We start from the raw sequence: 18,432 nt of genomic DNA on the forward strand, positions 1-18,432 counted from the left end.
TCATCATGAATAGATTTTAAATGAAAGAAACTTACGATGAAGAAAGCTCATTTAAATTATCGAATAATAAGATATTATTGATTAGATCAATATCTTGACCATATTCAAAATTGAATAATCGATGTGATGTGTGTTTTATTCAAGTTATTTGAAAAGTTTAAGTTTTTTCTGCTTGTTCTTCAGCAGGGTTGCGTAGACGAGAACTTTGAAGAAGTCCCTGTTCTTCTAAAATGGGGTAGATCATTGAGGTCAAAAGAGAGTTGATTTGTTTAAGGTCGCGTACAGTGTCGAGATGAAGACTGGATGATTCTACATTTTTGAGATCCCCTTCACGCAGACGTTTAAAATGTTTTAAACTCATCTCTTTTTCTAAGTTTCGTAGCTGATCTTTTTTTTGTACCAATAGGTGTGCAGTGTGTGTATCACGTGAGACGAGAACGTTAAATGCTATATGCGCGTTGGCTAGTACAATGGCGTGGAAACGAAGGAGGTCACTCCAGCCCTCGCTGCTGAACTGTAAACCTTTTTGTTGTTTCTTTTTAACCAGCATCAACATATTATGAATAATGATATCGCCTGCTTGGTCTAATTTTATACAGGCGCCTAGAAGTTCTTGCGTTTGAAGAGCTTCTTCGTCAGATAATTTTTGTCCCGCTAATCGGGCAAGATAAAGTTTGATGGCGATATGTTTTTTGTCCAATATGGTGTTGAGTTGGTTGAGTTCACGAATAATATTGGGATCAGGCTTTTCATAAAGTCCCATAATTTTTTCTAGCATGATGTCTACAAGATCACAAATATGAATGACTTCACGCATGACATTCGAGAGGGCGAGAGTTGGGCGATCAAGAACACTGTCATCAAGAGCTGTTTGATCGGATAAATTGAGCGTTTTGTCGGCTTGCATTTTTTTTGCACTTATATTCACGATCTGAGTGGTTAATTTTAAAACCCATTTTGAAAGCGGTATTCCAGCAAGGAGAATGAAAACATTAAAAATGATATGGGCGTTGATTACTTGAGTAGGGGCGTTATTGCCAAGCCATGTGATGGGAGGGTGAAAGGAGAGAAATAAGATAAGTATAAGGATTGACCCTGCCCCACGCATGAGTAAATTTCCTAAGGGAACGAGGCGGGTATTAGGAGAGGCGTTGCGCGTTAAAAGTGGTGCTATAAGAGAAGAGCCAAAGTTGACACCAAGAACCATGACAACACAGAGTTGCGTATGGATAAGATCGTAGTTGGCAAAATTGACCAGCAAAATGATTCCTGCAATGGATGAATGTAAGAGGTAGGTTAAGCCAGCAGCCAACAAAAAAGTGGAAATAGGATCGGTTGAAAGATAACGAATGATGCTAGGCAAAATTTCGCTTTCACGTAAAGGTTCTGTCGCGGTACTTATCATCTCTAAAGATAAAATCAAAAGACCAATACCGATGACAATACGTCCTATTTGACGCCATTCACGTTTTTCTGTTGTCATGAAGATACAAGTGCCAATTAAAAGACATAAGGGTACAACAAGAGTGAGGTCATAGGTGAGAATTTTTACAACGATTGCTGATCCTAATTCTCCTCCACGTACAGCCATAAGTCCTGCTACTCCAGAGACAAAACCAGATTCAACGAAAGAGCCAACGAGGAGTGTTATTGCTGTAGAGCTTTGTAAAATCATTGCTGTAAAAAGTCCAAAACTTACGGCAAACAATGGTTTTGAAACGACGTGGCACATTTTATATTTAAGTCTGTCACCATAAGCGCGTTCAACTCCTGTGCGCACCATGCGTGTGGCCCAAAGAAGTAAAGAAATAGCGCCGGCAAGATGAAGGAGTACCAATGAACCATTCATGATACTTTATTCTTTCTTTGTTGTTGTGAATGTGGTTGCCTCAAATTAATAAATTGAAGTTTATTGTTTTTATTTCACTTTTGCTTTTAATACTTGATTAAAATCATAACCGCTTGGATTTTGAAAAACCTTTAGACCGAAACAGGGCAGAATGGAATAAAGGTGATCAAAGATATCGCCTTGAATTTGTTCATAGTCGATCCAAACGGTGGTGTTCGTAAAGCAATAGATTTCTAAGGGTAAACCATTTTCTGTAGGAGGTAATTGTCGTGCCATGAGGGTCATATTAGGGTTGATGTTTAGATGCTGTTGTAGATAAGCAAAAACATAAGCACGAAAAGTTCCAATGTTGGTTAAACGGCGCGTATTGGCTAAGACATCATGATTTTTATCTAATTGAGCATTCCATTGATCAATTTCTGCTACTTTTTGTGTGAAATAATTTTCTAATAAATTAAATCGGGAAAGATATTTTTGTTCTTCTTTTGTGAGAAAATGGATACTTGATTGATCAATAAAAAGAGAGCGTTTGATGCGTCTGCCACCCGATTCTTGCATTCCACGCCAATTTTTAAAAGGGTCGGTCACAAGTTTACGGATAGGAACTGAGGTGATGGTGTTGTCGAAATTTTGAACTTTAACAGTATGCAAGGCAATTTCAATAACATCACCATCGGCACCGAGATTGGGGATTTCAATCCAATCCCCAACACGAACCATATCAGTAGATGAAATTTGAATACCGGCAACGAGAGAAAGAAGCGTATCTTGAAAAATTAACATGAGAACCGCGGCCATTGCACCAAGACCGGAGAAGAGAATAAGAGGGGAACGGTCAATCAATGTAGCGACCATTAAAATTGTTGCAACAGCAAAAAGTGCAATTTTAGCAATTTGAATATAACCTTTTATTGGTTTTAGTCGTGCTGTTGGTCGTTGTTCGTAAAGGATGTTAATGACATTGAGACAGGAAGAAATTGTCAGGACGACAAAGAAGATAATGAAGGCGTTGGCAACATTACTGATGACAGTGCTAAATGCATCGGGCAATGTTGAGATAAAATTAACACCAATTGAAAGAATAAAAGCTGAAATGATATCCGCTATGTATTGAATAGCATTATTAATATCGATCGTTGTATTTTTGGGGAGAAAAGAAGAGAGTTTTTTTGCTCCGTGAATAAGTAATTTTCGTCCTAAAAAGTTCACTAAAAGGGCAGCTATAGTAAGAATAACAAGCCAAGAAATAGCCTCTAACCACGGATATTGAGCAATAAATTCGATCACTTTTTATTCTCCATTTCTAAAAATATATGCAGTTGAGGATTTAAAATTTTACAACTGCTTAAGAGGAAGTATTGGAATTATGCTCTAAAGTCGTTAAATATGCAAAAAAGAATTTTCAAACTCTGTGAGAGATAATGCGTTTTCCGCCCGATTTCCTTAATGAACTGCGTACGAGACTCCCAATTTCAACAGTGATTGGTCAACGGGTGGATTTTGATCCTCGAAAAAGTAAGCCTTCACGGGGAGACTTTTGGTGTTGTTGTCCATTTCATGGTGAAAAAACGCCAAGTTTTCATTGTGATGATCATAAAGGGCGCTATTATTGTTTTGGTTGTGGTGTAAGTGGAGATATTTTTACCTTTTTGTGTGAGCTTGATGGATTGCACTTTTCAGAAAGTGTAGAGCGTTTGGCTGATTTTGCGGGAATGAAACTCCCTATTTTGGATTCACAAAGTCATAAACGTCAACTGGAAAAAGCTGACCTTTATGATGTGATGAAAATTGCTACAGATTTTTTTCAATATAATTTACGCGATAAAGGAGGTACGCAAGCACGTCGTTATCTGGATGCACGTGGTGTTACACCAGAGCTTGTAGAGCGTTTCCGCATTGGTTTTGCACCGGTAAGGCGTACAGCTTTGAAAGAAGCTTTAGGTACACGGGGCATTTCAATAAAGCAAATGGAAGAATGTGGGCTTCTCTCAGTGCATGAGGAGAGCGCGGATTCTTATGACCGATTTAGAAATCGCATTATGTTTCCTATCGAAGATTTGCGTGGACGTGTGGTGGCTTTCGGAGGGCGTGCATTAGAGAAAGAGACACGAGCAAAATATCTCAATAGCCCTGAAACAGTGCTGTTTCATAAAGGAAATATACTTTATAACGCGGCAGCAGCTCGCAAAAATAGTCGCTTTGTTGGCGATGAAAAAATTCATTCACTCCTTGTTGTTGAGGGGTATATGGATGTCATTGCATTGACTAAAGCTGGTTTTGAAGGAGTTGTAGCACCCTTAGGGACAGCATTAACGGAAGCGCAAATTGAGCTTTTATGGCAGATGGGGAAGGAACCTATTTTGTGTTTTGATGGTGATGATGCTGGTTTAAAAGCTGCTTTTCGTGTTGCTGATCGTGTGTTGCCTCTTTTAAAGGCTGGGGTTTGTGTACGCTTTGTTTTGTTGCCACAAGGGAAAGATCCTGATGAAATTGTTTGTGCTGGTGGAGCACAGCTTTTTTCTTCTTTTTTGCAAAAAGCTATTCCTTTGAGTGAGCTTTTATGGTGGCGTGCTACCTATGGAAAGCATTTTGAAATTCCAGAGGCACGAGCAGCGCTAGAAAAACAACTAAAACAACAAATTTTTACGATTAAGGATGAAGATGTCCGTCGTTATTATTTGCAAGATGTAAAAAAACGCCTTTTTGATTTTTTTCGTCCCTCTTTTTCAAAACAAAAGGGGGAAGGGCGATATGGTCAATCTTCACCAAATAGGACCTTTAAAGATCAAACCTTTTCTCTGTTAGCAAATTCTGAAATAGTACGAAATTCTTCGCAATCTATCCCTTTGCGTGAAGCAGTGATTTTACTCACTTTAGCTTACTATCCTGAGTTGTGGTATGAAAATTTTGAAATTCTTTCTGAGTTAGAATTAAAAAATACTCAATTGATAATTTTTCACCAAGCTATGTTGGAAATTCTTGGGGACCAACAGCTTCATGATAAAGAGACGATGGTTGCGTTCTTAGAAAAAAGAGGGCAAAAGGCTCTGTTAGAGCGTATGAAACATCTTGTGCAAAATATTGGTATGCGTATTATTCCTGGTGGAGCCCCTATAGAAGATGCGCGTGCTATATTAAAACAAGCTGTCTACTTGCATCTTCAAGAACACCACCTACATAAGAGGTTACAGGATATTGAAGAGCAACTTGTAGAAAATCCTAAGAGTGAGGTTTTTGATCTGCTTCGTGAGGTAAAAAATGAGCTGGAGCAGATGCAGGCAACAGAAGCGTTAATTGAAGGATTTGGAAGTTGGTTGGATGAAAAAATAGACGGGAATACACAAGATACGATAAAATGATTCGCTTTTTTAATGCGAATCAGTCACTTAAATTTTAGATGAGGAAGTTTATGTGGAGTGACATTTTTATAAAGATGACAATTAAATTTTAGGAAAAGCGGGTAAATTTTAGGAAAAGCGGGAAATTGGTTCTTACGATAGGGTGCAGAGATTATCTCAGAAGGGCTGAGAGGTGTCGGGGAAACTTCTGGAGTTTTCCCGCGTTTTTGTCTGGATGTCGAGTTTGTCTGGATGTCAGGGCGTATACAAAATGTATTCTTTCCAATGGTAATCTCTTAACAGGAAGTATATATGAGTAACTATTGGTAGATTTTAGTGAGAACAAAAAAACTGGTCACATGGAAACTGTGAAGTGATCGAGTGGAGTTATGGTATGGCAACAAAGGTTAAACAGAAAGATAATGCAGAAGTAACAAACCAAGCGAGTTTGGATAGTCCTCTTCTTGATTTTTCTGATGATGCCATCAAGAAAATGATTAAACTTGCCAAAAAAAATGGTTACGTAACAATGGATGAACTCAATGCAGTTCTTCCTTCTGACGAGGTTACATCCGAACAAATTGAAGATATCTTGGCGATGTTCTCTGAGATGGGGGTTAATGTTGTGGATGATGAGGATGAAGTCGAGTCTGAAAATTATGAAGAAGAAGTTACGGTAGAGGGGGGTGATTTAGTAGAAGCCTCTAGCCACGCAATTGCAACGACAACGAATAAACGCGAAGTAACAGATCGTACGGATGATCCGGTGCGTATGTATTTGCGTGAGATGGGAGCTGTTGAGCTTCTTTCGCGGGAAGGCGAAATTGCCATTGCTAAGCGTATTGAAGCAGGGCGTGAGACAATGATTGCAGGACTTTGTGAGAGTCCTTTGACTTTTCAGGCTCTTATTATCTGGCGTGACGAGTTAAAAGAGCAGCGTATTCTTCTTCGTGAAATTATTGATCTTGAAACGACTTATGCTGGTCCAGAAGCAAAGCAGGCTCCTGTTATTGAGCGAAGTGAAGTTGATAAGACCGTAGAAGAAAAAATGTCTTCTGGTATACGTAATATGGGGGAGAGCGCAGGAGAGAGAAACATTGAAGACGATGATGAAGAGGACGAGGACGATGTTAACTTATCGCTTGCTGCAATGGAAAATGAACTTTGTCCTCAAGTTATGGAAACATTAGATTTTATTGCTCAAACCTATGTAAAATTACGAAAATTACAAGATCAGCATGTTGAAAGCAGTTTGGCAGAGCGTAAAGAGGGGGCCCTTACATCTTCTCAGAAGAAGAAATATATTCAATTAAAGGGTGAGTTGATTCAAGCAGTAAAATCTCTTTCTTTAAACCAAAATCGTATCGAAGCTTTGGTTGAACAGCTTTATGACATTAATAAGAGATTGATTCATAATGAAGGTAAGCTGAAACGGATTGCCAATAGCTATGGCATTGGCCATGAGGATTTTTTAAAAGAATACCAAGGGCGTGAATTGGACGCAGATTGGATGAATTATATTGCTGCTTTGCCTACACCTGGTTGGAAAGAGTTTTCGGTGCGTGAAGCAAAAGAAATCCAAAAACTGCGAAGTGAGATACAAAATCTTGCGCAAGAAACGGCTATTTCGATTGGTGAATTTCGTCGGATTGTTATGCAGGTGCAGAAAGGTGAACGCGAATCAACAATTGCAAAAAAAGAGATGGTAGAATCTAATTTGCGTCTTGTCATTTCAATTGCAAAAAAATACACCAATCGTGGTTTGCAGTTTCTTGATCTTATTCAAGAGGGCAATATCGGTTTGATGAAGGCTGTGGATAAGTTTGAATATCGGCGCGGCTACAAATTTTCAACTTATGCAACATGGTGGATTCGTCAAGCTATTACACGTTCAATTGCTGATCAGGCACGTACAATTCGTATTCCTGTTCATATGATTGAAACAATTAATAAAATTGTTCGTACCTCGCGTCAGATTCTCCATGAAATTGGACGAGAACCAACACCAGAAGAATTATCTAGCAAGCTTTCTATGCCGTTAGAAAAAGTACGAAAAGTTCTTAAAATTGCAAAAGAACCCATTTCTCTCGAAACGCCTGTTGGTGATGAAGATGATTCCCATTTGGGTGATTTTATTGAGGATAGGAATGCTTTATTACCAATTGATGCAGCTATCCAAGCTAATCTGCGAGATACGACAACACGCGTTCTTGCTTCATTAACACCACGAGAAGAACGTGTTTTGCGGATGCGTTTTGGAATAGGGATGAATACCGATCACACATTGGAAGAAGTGGGACAGCAGTTCTCAGTTACAAGAGAGCGTATTCGTCAAATTGAAGCAAAGGCACTTCGTAAATTGAAACATCCTAGCCGTTCACGAAAATTGCGCAGTTTTCTCGATTCTTAAATAAAGGAATTCGTGTGCATTTTAATAACTTCCTCCTTCTTCTTAATGAAGGGGGAGGTGCGTCACGTTGTACTTGGATGCTTTCTTGAGAAAAACATAGGAAGAATTTGAACAATCTAGAAAGTTTTCGATGTTTAATGTTTTTCTTAGCTTTGGGGCTTTATACTTCTCTGTCTCAGAAGAATAGATATAGGGCAAAGGGTGGTTATGGAGTAGAGAGGGGGAGCTTTCAAGAAATGAACGATAAAAACATTACCTTGCGTATAGCGCGGCTCGTTTTTAAGAAATGAGATCTATTAGGAATAAACTTATATTGCAACATACGGACTTTTTGATGAAAAATGTATATTCTTTGCGGAATTTTTCTATCATTTTAGGTGACGCATTTTACTCTTTGTCAGTTTATTAAAGAGATGTTTCAATAGGTTACGTTCATTTATATACGCTATTTTTTGAATATTCTCTTTTATTCAGATAGATTTTAAGAACATGGTTTAAAGTATACATTGAGTTAAATCTTTTTAAGAGACAAAAATAGATGAAATTATAGAAATTAAATGTTTCATTTTTTATAGATCGTCTTAATTTTAAAAGGTGTGTCTGAGTTTATGAGTGGAGAGCTTCCCTTTTGGAAAGTAAAAAAATTAGAAGAGATTTCCATTTCTGAGTGGGAGAGCCTTTGTGATGGCTGTGGCCGTTGTTGTCTCCATAAAGTTGAGGACGATGATACGGGTGACCTTTATGCAACCAGTATTGCTTGTCGTCTTTTAGATGGGGAAACCTGCAGGTGTCGAGATTATGCTCATCGTAAATCAATTGTACCAGATTGTATATCGCTAGATATTACGACAGTTAAAACAGCGCGTTGGCTTCCAGAAAGTTGTGCTTATAGATTAATTTATGAGGGAAAAGATCTTCATTGGTGGCATCCATTGGTATCAGGAGATTGTCAGACGGTACATACAGCGCGTATTTCTGCACGCGGACAAATAGAGATTTACGAAGACGAATTATTATCTGAGGAAGATTATCTTTATCACATTACTGGTCTTCTACGTGAAGGCCAGTAATATGATTTTTTATACAACTTGTTTGTGACTTAATCGATCGCAAAGACTACAGTGACGCTCACGTTATAATTTAATTCACCACCTGCAAAATTTGTATTTGCGTAGCTTACATCTGCTGCTCTACTCATGAGACGTGGTGTTGGGTGATAGTAATCATCCTTTTCATTGATTTCAATAATTTTTCCTAATTTTAAATCGGCTGCTTGCGCTATCGTTTGCGCTTTTTCAATGGCTTCAGTAATGGCTTTTTTACGTGCTTCTTGATAAAATGGCTTTGTATCTGCGTTGGTAAAAGTAATGCCGTTAACTGAATTAACACCTAGTGTCATCGCTTGATCAAAGATTTTACCAGCATTGGTAAGATCACGAATGCGCACCGTTAAAGAATTTGAAACATGATAGAGTTTTTCATTATTCTTTTTTTCGTGGTGTTTATCAGAGGTCGACTGATAAATTGATAAGCCTGATGTTTGCAAATCATTTGCTTGGATGCCATTGTTTTTAAAAGCGTTTATAATATCATTGATGGATTGATTATTGGAATCTAATGCCTTTTGGGCAGTTTTGTCATAGGTAACAACGGCTAGATTAATAATGGCCATATCCGGTGCTGCTTGACTTTCTCCGATTGCTGTCACTGTAATCGTTGCATTTTTCATTTTATTCTCTTCAGCATAAGCACGTACAGTCAACGATGTGGCTAAGAGTGTAAATGCTAATATAACTGTTTTAACCAGAGAACTCTTCAGTGGTTGAATTTTCTTTTCTATCATATCTATACCTTTATATTTGTCAGTTAATTATTCTCTCATTTTTAAGAGTTTTTGTAAAGAAATTAGAGCACTGAAAAAAAAACCAATAGAAAAGAGAAAAAGATGGGTTATAATCTTTGTCAGCTCTTGTATCATAGGGCATTTTAGTTTAGAGAGAAACAACCTATGTGGGGCCTGTAGCTCAATTGGTTAGAGCCAGCGGCTCATAACCGCTTGGTTGGGGGTTCGAGTCCCTCCGGGCCCACCAATAGGGAAATGTACAATAGAAAAATGGATCGTTTATATAAAAGTTTTGAGATTCTACCTTTTTCGTTTTTTATTTATTTTCCTGTTTGTTTTAGAAGCTTTTGGTCGTTGTTTGTTGCAGTTTTTCCTCTCAGTCGCTTTAATATGATGGTATGTTTTCTTAGTCTCATCAAAGAAGTTCTCTCATTTGCAACCTTTTAGCATTTGGATTAACTGATATGGGTCGCTATTTACTTTCTTAATTCATATACTGTTTTGTACTTTTTCTATATGGTGTTCTTCATAAAATAGAAGGCTAAAAGCTTCATTGGATAAGTTTATTTATACTTGTTCTGCAAATAAACAGACCTCAATAAAACCAATTTTAAAGATTGTACCTGTTCAGAACAAATGGCTCAAAAAACATTTAGTGTAAATTTGCTTTTTTCTAAGTGATGTTAATGTCTTTTAGATGTTCGAATAGCATCATTGTGATGAAAGGTTAGTGTATAAGAGAATGTGATCTATGGGCATTCATATGTGTCATGGGGGCAACGATGATAACATTTGTTGATATTTTCTTTTTCCCAAGAAAGGAATTCTATTTAATGTCTTGAGAAATATTGTTCATAGTGACGGTGGCGTGTTTTCTGAAAAGAATTTTATTAATTGTTCTTTGAAAAGTCAATTGAGTGATTGTTTCTATCGCTTTGCATCATCCAGATTCTATTGTAATAAGCATTTTATTATTCTGTAAGAAATGTTTTCTATGATATTGGAAAATTTGTTAAAATACCATTTTCTGTTTTTGTGTATTTTTTGCTTAATGTTTAAATTATAGAGTTTTCATGTGATCCGAATTATTATTGAAGAGCAGATGTCTTTTTTGATTTTACTCTGATAAGGAATTGGCAATATTGCGGTAACCCTAGCACTTTTTTGTATTGCTAACATTTTTCTCGTATTGATCGTATAGAGAGTTTTATCTTTATTATGAGTTTTTTCTCTTATGAAAAATTATTGGCAGGGAGGGTGTTTTTTTGGAAAAGTATACTTCTTCTTCAAAGTCATACTTTGAAAATATAATTCTTCATTTGCATAAGGGAATTTCTCTCTTGTTGTAAATCTGTATAAAATTTACGTACAAAGATTGTGCGTGATGATTCGTTTTATTTTTTAATAGTATCATTTTTGCTTATGATAGAGACTTATATTAGTATTTACAAGGTGCGTTTAGAGGAGAGGTTACCTGTAAATGTGTTACAGAGTTTTAGGTAGTGTGGCTCTGTTTATAAGAATTTATTCCTATAACATTGTTATATTCTTGCTTTGCAATATTGTTAAAAAAACATAGATGGTGCTATGTAGAATAAATTGTGATGTATTTTTTTCAAAAAAGCTTTTTCGTGTTCTCTTATATAGAGTTCAGGAGTGTCTTCAGGGATATTTTCACATTAGTTTTTATTGGTCCGAATCGCAAGATCTGCGTAACATTATTCGCGTTTTTGATAGATTATACCAATTTTCATAAGAAGGTCTGGATCGTGTGATGCTTTCTGTTTCACTATGGTACATGACTAATAGAACTTCATCTGATTTTGTAAAATAAGTTTGTACACAATTGCTTCCATACTGCCTATTGCAAATATTTTTTTCTAAGGTATGAGATATATTTTGAACGCTTTAGCGTTATATAGTGTGACTACATGGAGTATGACTATGAAGAATGATAAAAAATTTGAAACAACTTTATCTGATATTATTGTGAAATGGGAGTCTTTATCGACGTCTCAAAAGCAAGCGATATTGGATAAAGTAGAAAATGCTACAGATTCTGCTCATTCAACAGAACATTTAAGGCTTCAATCTTCTTTTTATCTCCAGACGAAATCAAAGTTATGAGTTTTAAGTCTTCATCGGAGATATTGAAACCAGTTATTACATATATGGCACTAGCATTTCCCAGTGTATTCAAAATAGCCATGAGTTTATCTACAGAAGGTCTCTTGCCTCCATTTATCATTTGTTGGACGTAATTTTGTCCACAGCCTGCAGCTCTGCTTATTTCAATCATTGTTCGTCCGTCACTTTTTATCAATTCAACTAAGCGTTGGAACCAATCTTTTTCAGTCTTTGTCATTTTTAGACCTTTACATATTTACGCTATAGCGTTAATATTGCGTTGCGAATCCAGAATATATGATACAAGGAGCGTGAAAATATCCATGTGTAGCTCTTCGCTAAGGAAGCATATAGAGTTGTTTTTAACTAATAACAAAATGTCCCCATACACTTTCAGATTCGAATCAATAAAAATGGTTGCTTAGTTCCACGGTTGTGAAAAAGTAAATGTGTATACCAGAAAGGGCGATACACACTCGTATGTTTATGAGATTTCACTATGATAGTATACGTAGCAGCATTATAAATCAAGATATACCCCAACATCAGAATTTGTAAAAAAAACTCTGCGTTGAGGTAGTGTGTGAATATAACGAAGCTTTAGAGCCTTAAGAGATAGGATAATGGCTGTAGAAAAAATGTAAATTGCATAGCAAAGAATACTGATTTCTTCTTTATTGTAATAAATTAGATCACTATCAGATGGTATATCGTATATATGCGTAAAAAAATGGGAAATATCAAAAAAGTGATCTTGGATATTTTATTAAACAGGAAGGTAATCTGATCCACAAAGGTGGTTGTTTGGTAGAATTGTACATTCGATCAATGCCCTTATGGGGATGAATGTGTTTTTATGATGCTGCGGTTTATAATGAAGTCTGTGTTTATAATGATGTTGTTATTGATAACAATGCATTAACATATGGTTGTTTAGTGGTTCGTAAGAGTTCGCATGTTTATGAAAAATAAGAACTTTATCGTTATTTGAATATGAGTGGAGATGCATATGTTTATGCTAATGCGGTCTTTTTTGATCAAGTTTTGAATGCTCAATGTATTGAATTTTGTGGTGATACTCGTGATTTTAGAAAGGCTCGAGTTTATAATGATGCTTTAGTTTGTGGTGATGTAAAGATTTGTGGGAAGGCAAAATTTTACAGAAATGCTGTGCTTTGTGACACTGAAGATTTTTGTAATAATGAAAAACTTTCATATATAGCCGCATTCCACATGGCGTAAAAAGGAAGATAGGAACGATTTGGGCAAGGCTTGTATGATTGGATTGCGTCGTTAGTTTTATTTGACGTTCCTTATTTTTTGTATTTTGTGTCAATAAATGTGTCGCAAATAATTGGTGTGAGTGTAGATTTAGCCGCTTTCAGAGATTTGTTTGCGTCATTTATCAATGCTTTAATGGAGAAAATAAGAACGCCGAGAGTGATTGTTCACACTTGGAACATGCAATTTATTGCATTCTTTTTTTGATTGAGGATGAAACAAATTGGTCAAGATCATCACTTGAGCGACAATTAAGGGAGATCCAAATGAGTGTAAACGAAATTTTATTGGGAGCAATGATTGTTGTTTTGTTGTGCAGCGGGGTTATATTTCGATTTTCTTTATATTATCGCAGTCAAGTGAAAATTTTAAAAGAGGAATCTAGAAGAATAAAGCATGAGTTTTTAAGAGATACTATGAAGATGACTGAAGAACGAGATAGGGCTATTAGAGAGCAAAGTATGGTGATTAAAAGACGCGACCAAGCAATTGAAAAACTGAAAAAACAAATTAAGCAATATGAAAAAAATGAAAAGAAATATAAAAAAATGCTGAAATCTGAAGATGATAAAGAGTGATTGTATTCATATTTTGCATTAAATGGTTTGGAAATGTGTTAGGAAGATTGGAATGACGAGAGAGATAAACTTTAATGAAGCCAATTATGGTGCTGATGGAGAGATTGTATTGGAAGAGAATATTCAAGTTTACTCTGATTTTATGACAACATTTAAGTTTATAAGACAGAGCGTCGTTAATCATAAAATAAGAGTTTATGATGATAAACCAGTTTATAGGTAGGCTAGTTATTAAAAAGCGCGTCTATACAATCCAGCAATTTTATATTATTGCTGGAAACAGTTTTGCACATTCTTTTTAGATGTAAGGTATAAATGCTACGATAGTTTCAGCTAATAGGTATAAAAAATTGCATGATAATAGAAAGAAAGAGATATTTGCTTTTTATGAAGATGAAATGGGTAAGTCAGTTATGATTATCAGATACAGAAGAGGAATATGAACGTAAAAGATATTAATATCTTGTAGAGTAAATATATTTCTCATTGATGATTTATCTTCTCTTCATGTGCGTTTATTTTTTATGAAAAATACAAAACTTAAGAGATTTTCTTTTTGATAAAGGCTATAGAGATTTGAGTATGATTGAAAATAAACATATAATCTGTAAGAATATGAATGTTCTTTGTGAGTGTCAGAAATAATACAAAAACTTCCTCTCATTGAGGGCAAATCAATCACTTTTCATTTGTCACAAAAGTAACTACCATACCATTATACAAAATAAACGCTTGTTTTAATGGTAAAGAATGTTAGGACTGTAGTTCTCTAATAAGAGCCTTATGTGTAATTTCTTTTATTTGCTCAATATTAATTAGGATATCTTGTTTTGTTGGATAACCTTTACTAGAAAAAGCAATTTTTTGTGCATCTCCTGAGATTAAACGCCAGTACCATTGATTGTGAACTCCTTGAAACACCTCAAAATACATGCTTCCCACCTCATAAAATAGCTGATAATTTTCAGGATAAATATTTAACTAATCCGCTTGTAAACATTAATGTATGTCTCTCTAGGAAGTCGTCAATATATTCCCCTTAAATTTTCTGACCTTAAAAATAATTTCTATGAGAGCTATTATTCTTTTAACAAGAAAAAATTTATTGTCAATAAGATATGAATGAGAATTTTATACTATAAAATTATTTTTTTTAATTTAAAGACACTATACTTTCATTTACAACGCAAATATTTTTCTGTCGTTACAGAAATAAAGTTTATAAATTATATAAAACTTCACCAGCATGGATAAAGTAAAAAATACTTTTTTCCATACTGGTGTTTAATCATTTCTTGCTTTTTCTTTTGAAATAGACGTTTATTGATTAGCTATAACCTCTTTTTGGGATACGCTTCGAATGAGTAAATCAATGAATAAGCTAAGGGTATAAGAATTGGCCATTTTAGCTTTCATATCGATAAGAGAGGTTGTAGTTTTAGGGTTAAAACCATTTGATAAACCTTGTCTTGACAAATATTGCTGCAATTTTTCATAAGAACTGTCGATTTTTTCTTGATTTAGTTTTTCGTTACGATCACTATCGGCAAGTGTTTCTTCCAGTCCCTCGATTTTTTTAATAAAATAATTCCAGTCAAAATCACCTTTTGTATATTCGGTGTCAAACATTTTTCCTTGCCCAGTTAAAAGCCAATTAATATTGACACCATATAACGTGCGGTATGTTTGTAAGACACTAAGATTGGGTTCTCTCTCTCCACGCTCATAAAAAGCAATGGAATTTTTTGTCATGCTAAAACTTTTAGCTAAGGTTTCACGTGATGGATCGCCTAAAGCAAGACGTACATAACGTAAACGTTTTCCAAATATGGTTTTTGATTCAGTTTCAGGACGTGCCACGAATTATCTCCCTCGGTAAATCATCATGGTATAAATCATTAAATAATAAAAGCACACTATGTATTAATATTCTATGATATAATGTCAATATTATAGCTTTAATTTCTTGTTATTTTTTTTATTTGTGTAGATAGAAAGCAATCTTGCACTTATTGTATTGACAATTGATATTCACTTCAAAACAAAATTCCTTGTTGCTACATTTGTCTCTTGCTTTTTTTGAGAGAATTTTCATGTAACTTTACCATATATATTCTATACACCTCTGCATTAATAGATGCAACTTTAAAGAGATGCAAACTTTGGATTGGTACTGGGTGTGCTTAGATGAAGTAGAAAATAAACTTTGAGGAATGATCATGTCCCTATTACGCTATTTTGGGGTTGCTTTTTTTTTCACGATTATTGGTGTCTTTTTAGGAGGGGTTATTGGTTGGTTTGAAACGGAAAGTATTACTGGTTTTCTTAAATATTTTTTTATTTGCTTTGTTTTAGGAATTTTGGAAATTTCTTTATCTTTTGATAATTCTATTATCAATGCGCGTGTTCTTAGTAGAATGAGTCCATTGTGGCGTCGTCGTTTTCTTATATGGGGCATTTTGATAGCTGTATTTGGGATGAGAATTGTTTTTCCATTATTGGTGGTTGTCGTTGCTGTTGGGATTAATCCAATTGCGGCAGTCAAATTAGCGATATGGGAACCACATCGATATGCTGAAGTTTTAACCGATGCGCATATGGGGATTGCTGCTTTTGGAGGAACTTTCCTTATGATGGTTGGCTTAAAATATTTTTTTGATTCTGAAAAAGAAGTACATTGGCTTAATGTTATAGAGAGACCTGCTCAAAAGTTTGGGGCGCTTGTTGGAATTGATATTGCAATTGTTTTGATTTTGATCTTATTTGTTTCAGCTCAGATTGATGCAGAAAATAAAATAACTTTTTTATTGGCAGCACTTTATGGACTTTTGACCTTTATCGGTGTTGAAGTTGTCGGTCATCTCTTGGATACTCCTCAAAAGACTTTAACAACAGTAGCTCACGGGGGAGTAGGGGCGTTTCTTTATTTAGAAGTTCTTGATGCTAGTTTTTCTTTCGATGGCGTGGTTGGTGCTTTTGCCTTTTCACACAACCTTTTTATTATTGCGATAGGTCTTGGTATCGGAGCATTTTACGTTCGTTCTATGACAATTATGTTGGTTGAATCAGGAACATTATTGCATTATCGTTATTTAGAGCATGGTGCTTTTTATGCAATTCTAGTTCTTGCAGTGATTATGTATCTGCAAACGATTATATCGGTTCCTGAAGTTTTAACAGGACTTGTGGGAGTCTGTATTATTGGAATGGCATTATATTCTTCGATTCGTTTTAAGCATCGTCAATTAGATAAACATGTTGTATCTAAGTAATGGAGATTTCTTCCTTTTTCACACTTTTGTTTATCGCATATCTTTGAATAGAAAGAGGTCTTTTATGCAAAATAAAATACTATTTTATTGCTTATTTGCGTTTTTTTAAAGTTGAGTTCATTGTATGATACTACCCATGAAGCCAATAATGTACAATCTCTAGGATACTTTTTGACCTAAATATAAGACAGAAAGCTGATGTTATACTTTTTACCAGCTTTCAATATTATGACAAGCCCTTGCATTTAATGGGTCATAAGAAGCATTCTTACTGTTTTTTTGAATGATTTATTCATACATTGATTCTCTTTGTAACGTGTAAAAGAATGTTTTTGAAACAGGTTTGAAATGAGAGAATTTACGATATTCTGGACTCTTACTTAAATATGTGCAAAATGATTTATCCTTTATAAATCAGTGTATTATAATGGTAGATTAGAGAAGGATCTTTTAAGAGACCATTAAAAGTTCTATACCGGCTTCGTTCATTGTTTTAAGCATAGTGTTTAGTGATCCGTTTACATCAATACCAGCACAGGCATTTAATGAAACACTGACTTTAAAACCGCATTGTATAGCGTGAAGAGCAGAAAATCCGACACAAAAATCAGTTGCTAAGCCACACATAATGAGTTTAGTAAAACCATGTTCTTTGAGATAAACTTGTAAACCTGTTGGTGTTTTTTGATCATTTTCAAGAAAAGCAGAATAGCTATCCATTTTTTGATTATAGCCTTTTCTAAGGATAAGTTGTGCCTTTTCTGCTCTAAGAGATGGATGGAATTCTGCTCCTTGTGTTCCTCGTATGCAATGATCAGGCCAAAGTATTTGAGGACCATAGTCAAGAATGACTGTATCATAGGGCTTTTTTTCAGGATAACAGGAAGCAAAGCTGCAATGGTTTTGGGGATGCCAGTCTTGGGTTAAGATAACGTGGTCAAAATGATTTATGAGATTATTGACGGCGGGTAAAATAGCATCACCTTGAGGTACGGCAAGTGCTCCACCTAGTAAGAAGTCATTTTGAACATCAATGACGATTAAGGCTTTTTTTTCCATAAATATATTCCTATACGAGATGAGCTTTTATCGTATTTTTAAAAAGCTATATGTCGTCTTGAAGTTTTGAAATGATGTGCTGGATATTGATATTATTTTTATAATTATCAAGCCAAAAGAGGGGGATGGATAAGTTTTTACAATTGGTTTTATAGTTTTTTACGAATTGTAACCACGTACCAATGGGAAGTGCGCTGTAGTCATTTGTTGCTACGTGTTGATGCAAAGCTTTCATGATCATTGGGCTTGGGACGTCAGATCCCATAAGGCGGCGGTCGTTTTGTAAACGTAATTTAAGCCATATCAAGGCAAGGGGTGAAGTCCATTGCTTTCCGTAGCAAAAAATCGATGAAAAAAGAGAAGGATTTTTTACTGCGTAATATAAAGCCCATAAAGCGAGAAAAGAAGGCGCATAGAGAATTGCTTTTCTTTGTGGTATCATATTACATTGATAAGTCGGTTTAATACGATAAAAATACAATGTTATATCTGGTATGGAAAAGAGAGGCAATGTTTGATAACAGGTTTCAGGTACAGCTAAAAAGATTTGCTTTTTGCTCTTTAGGGGGATGTTTTTTTGCATTCAGGACCATACTGGGGCTTGTGAGATTAGAAAAAATGTACCAATATAAAGCGAAAGCTTTTGATACGACGTAAGTGCTATTTACTGTACAG

17 protein-coding genes and 1 tRNA gene are annotated in these 18,432 nt (G+C 35.4%); 10 read left to right on the top strand and 8 right to left on the bottom strand.

From position 1 onward, the window contains the following. Positions 1-157: 157 nt before the first annotated feature. Complete coding sequence (locus ACFIM6_RS05335; protein ID WP_375611968.1) at positions 158-1,849, bottom strand: Na/Pi cotransporter family protein; 1,692 nt, start codon at positions 1,847-1,849, stop codon at positions 158-160. Between the two features lie 69 nt (positions 1,850-1,918). Beyond that, a complete protein-coding gene (locus ACFIM6_RS05340) occupies positions 1,919-3,136 on the bottom strand; it encodes a mechanosensitive ion channel family protein (protein ID WP_375611969.1) in 1,218 nt (405 codons plus the stop codon). Positions 3,137-3,270: 134 nt separating this feature from the next. Here ACFIM6_RS05340 and dnaG point away from each other — a divergent pair, with 134 nt between their 5' ends. From dnaG to ACFIM6_RS05355, 3 genes are all read left to right on the top strand, one after another. Then, positions 3,271-5,208, top strand: coding sequence for a DNA primase (gene dnaG, locus ACFIM6_RS05345; RefSeq protein ID WP_375611970.1), 1,938 nt, complete (start codon positions 3,271-3,273; stop codon positions 5,206-5,208). Between the two features lie 373 nt (positions 5,209-5,581). Then, complete coding sequence (gene rpoD, locus ACFIM6_RS05350; RefSeq protein WP_375611971.1) at positions 5,582-7,597, top strand: RNA polymerase sigma factor RpoD; 2,016 nt, start codon at positions 5,582-5,584, stop codon at positions 7,595-7,597. 608 nt (positions 7,598-8,205) lie between these two features. Then, positions 8,206-8,667, top strand: a complete 462-nt coding sequence (locus ACFIM6_RS05355) for a YcgN family cysteine cluster protein (protein ID WP_375611972.1) — start codon at positions 8,206-8,208, stop codon at positions 8,665-8,667. Positions 8,668-8,696: 29 nt separating this feature from the next. Here the strand turns inward: ACFIM6_RS05355 and ACFIM6_RS05360 are convergent, their stop codons facing one another. Further along, entirely contained in the window at positions 8,697-9,440 is a 744-nt protein-coding gene (locus ACFIM6_RS05360; RefSeq protein WP_375611973.1) for an SIMPL domain-containing protein, read from the bottom strand. Between the two features lie 170 nt (positions 9,441-9,610). On the opposite strand from ACFIM6_RS05360, the gene ACFIM6_RS05365 reads away from it, so the two are divergent. After that, positions 9,611-9,687: transfer RNA gene (locus ACFIM6_RS05365), tRNA-Ile, on the top strand. 1,697 nt (positions 9,688-11,384) lie between these two features. Next, entirely contained in the window at positions 11,385-11,567 is a 183-nt protein-coding gene (locus tag ACFIM6_RS05370) for a hypothetical protein (RefSeq protein ID WP_375611974.1), read from the top strand. Here the strand turns inward: ACFIM6_RS05370 and ACFIM6_RS05375 are convergent. After that, the gene (locus ACFIM6_RS05375) at positions 11,491-11,805 is read right to left on the bottom strand and encodes a helix-turn-helix domain-containing protein (RefSeq protein ID WP_007347852.1); all 315 of its coding nucleotides are present in this window, start codon (positions 11,803-11,805) and stop codon (positions 11,491-11,493) included. The two genes, ACFIM6_RS05370 and ACFIM6_RS05375, sit on opposite strands and share 77 nt — an antisense overlap. Positions 11,806-12,413: 608 nt before the next feature. Between ACFIM6_RS05375 and ACFIM6_RS05380 the strand changes: the two genes are divergently transcribed. The 4 genes from ACFIM6_RS05380 (at position 12,414) to ACFIM6_RS05395 (ending at position 13,649) form a co-directional block, all read left to right on the top strand. Continuing rightward, positions 12,414-12,539 (top strand): hypothetical protein, encoded by a 126-nt coding sequence (locus tag ACFIM6_RS05380; RefSeq protein ID WP_375611975.1) that lies wholly within the window; start codon positions 12,414-12,416, stop codon positions 12,537-12,539. A gap of 15 nt (positions 12,540-12,554) precedes the next feature. Continuing rightward, positions 12,555-12,809, top strand: a complete 255-nt coding sequence (locus ACFIM6_RS05385) for a hypothetical protein (RefSeq protein ID WP_375611976.1) — start codon at positions 12,555-12,557, stop codon at positions 12,807-12,809. Positions 12,810-13,114: 305 nt separating this feature from the next. After that, positions 13,115-13,426: a hypothetical protein gene (locus tag ACFIM6_RS05390; protein ID WP_375611977.1), complete on the top strand. Its 312-nt coding sequence runs from the start codon at positions 13,115-13,117 to the stop codon at positions 13,424-13,426. A gap of 52 nt (positions 13,427-13,478) precedes the next feature. Continuing rightward, positions 13,479-13,649 carry a hypothetical protein gene (locus tag ACFIM6_RS05395; protein ID WP_375611978.1) on the top strand — a complete coding sequence of 57 codons (171 nt, stop codon included), beginning with the start codon at positions 13,479-13,481 and terminating at the stop codon, positions 13,647-13,649. Positions 13,650-14,179: 530 nt separating this feature from the next. Here the strand turns inward: ACFIM6_RS05395 and ACFIM6_RS05400 are convergent. Both ACFIM6_RS05400 and ACFIM6_RS05405 read right to left on the bottom strand, forming a co-directional pair. Next, a complete protein-coding gene (locus ACFIM6_RS05400) occupies positions 14,180-14,359 on the bottom strand; it encodes a DUF1508 domain-containing protein (RefSeq protein WP_142416545.1) in 180 nt (59 codons plus the stop codon). A gap of 387 nt (positions 14,360-14,746) precedes the next feature. Continuing rightward, entirely contained in the window at positions 14,747-15,286 is a 540-nt protein-coding gene (locus ACFIM6_RS05405; protein ID WP_375611979.1) for a helix-turn-helix domain-containing protein, read from the bottom strand. A 359-nt stretch (positions 15,287-15,645) separates the two neighbouring features. Between ACFIM6_RS05405 and ACFIM6_RS05410 the strand changes: the two genes are divergently transcribed. After that, positions 15,646-16,698 (top strand): DUF475 domain-containing protein, encoded by a 1,053-nt coding sequence (locus tag ACFIM6_RS05410; protein WP_375611980.1) that lies wholly within the window; start codon positions 15,646-15,648, stop codon positions 16,696-16,698. A 450-nt stretch (positions 16,699-17,148) separates the two neighbouring features. On the opposite strand, the gene pncA is transcribed toward ACFIM6_RS05410, so the two are convergent. Then, positions 17,149-17,757: a bifunctional nicotinamidase/pyrazinamidase gene (pncA, locus tag ACFIM6_RS05415; protein ID WP_375611981.1), complete on the bottom strand. Its 609-nt coding sequence runs from the start codon at positions 17,755-17,757 to the stop codon at positions 17,149-17,151. A 46-nt stretch (positions 17,758-17,803) separates the two neighbouring features. Next, positions 17,804-18,340 (bottom strand): hypothetical protein, encoded by a 537-nt coding sequence (locus ACFIM6_RS05420; protein ID WP_375611982.1) that lies wholly within the window; start codon positions 18,338-18,340, stop codon positions 17,804-17,806. Positions 18,341-18,432 lie beyond the last annotated feature (92 nt).

Origin of the sequence: Bartonella sp. AA9NXGY (assembly GCF_042196845.1) — a bacterium.
GTDB lineage: Bacteria > Pseudomonadota > Alphaproteobacteria > Rhizobiales > Rhizobiaceae > Bartonella.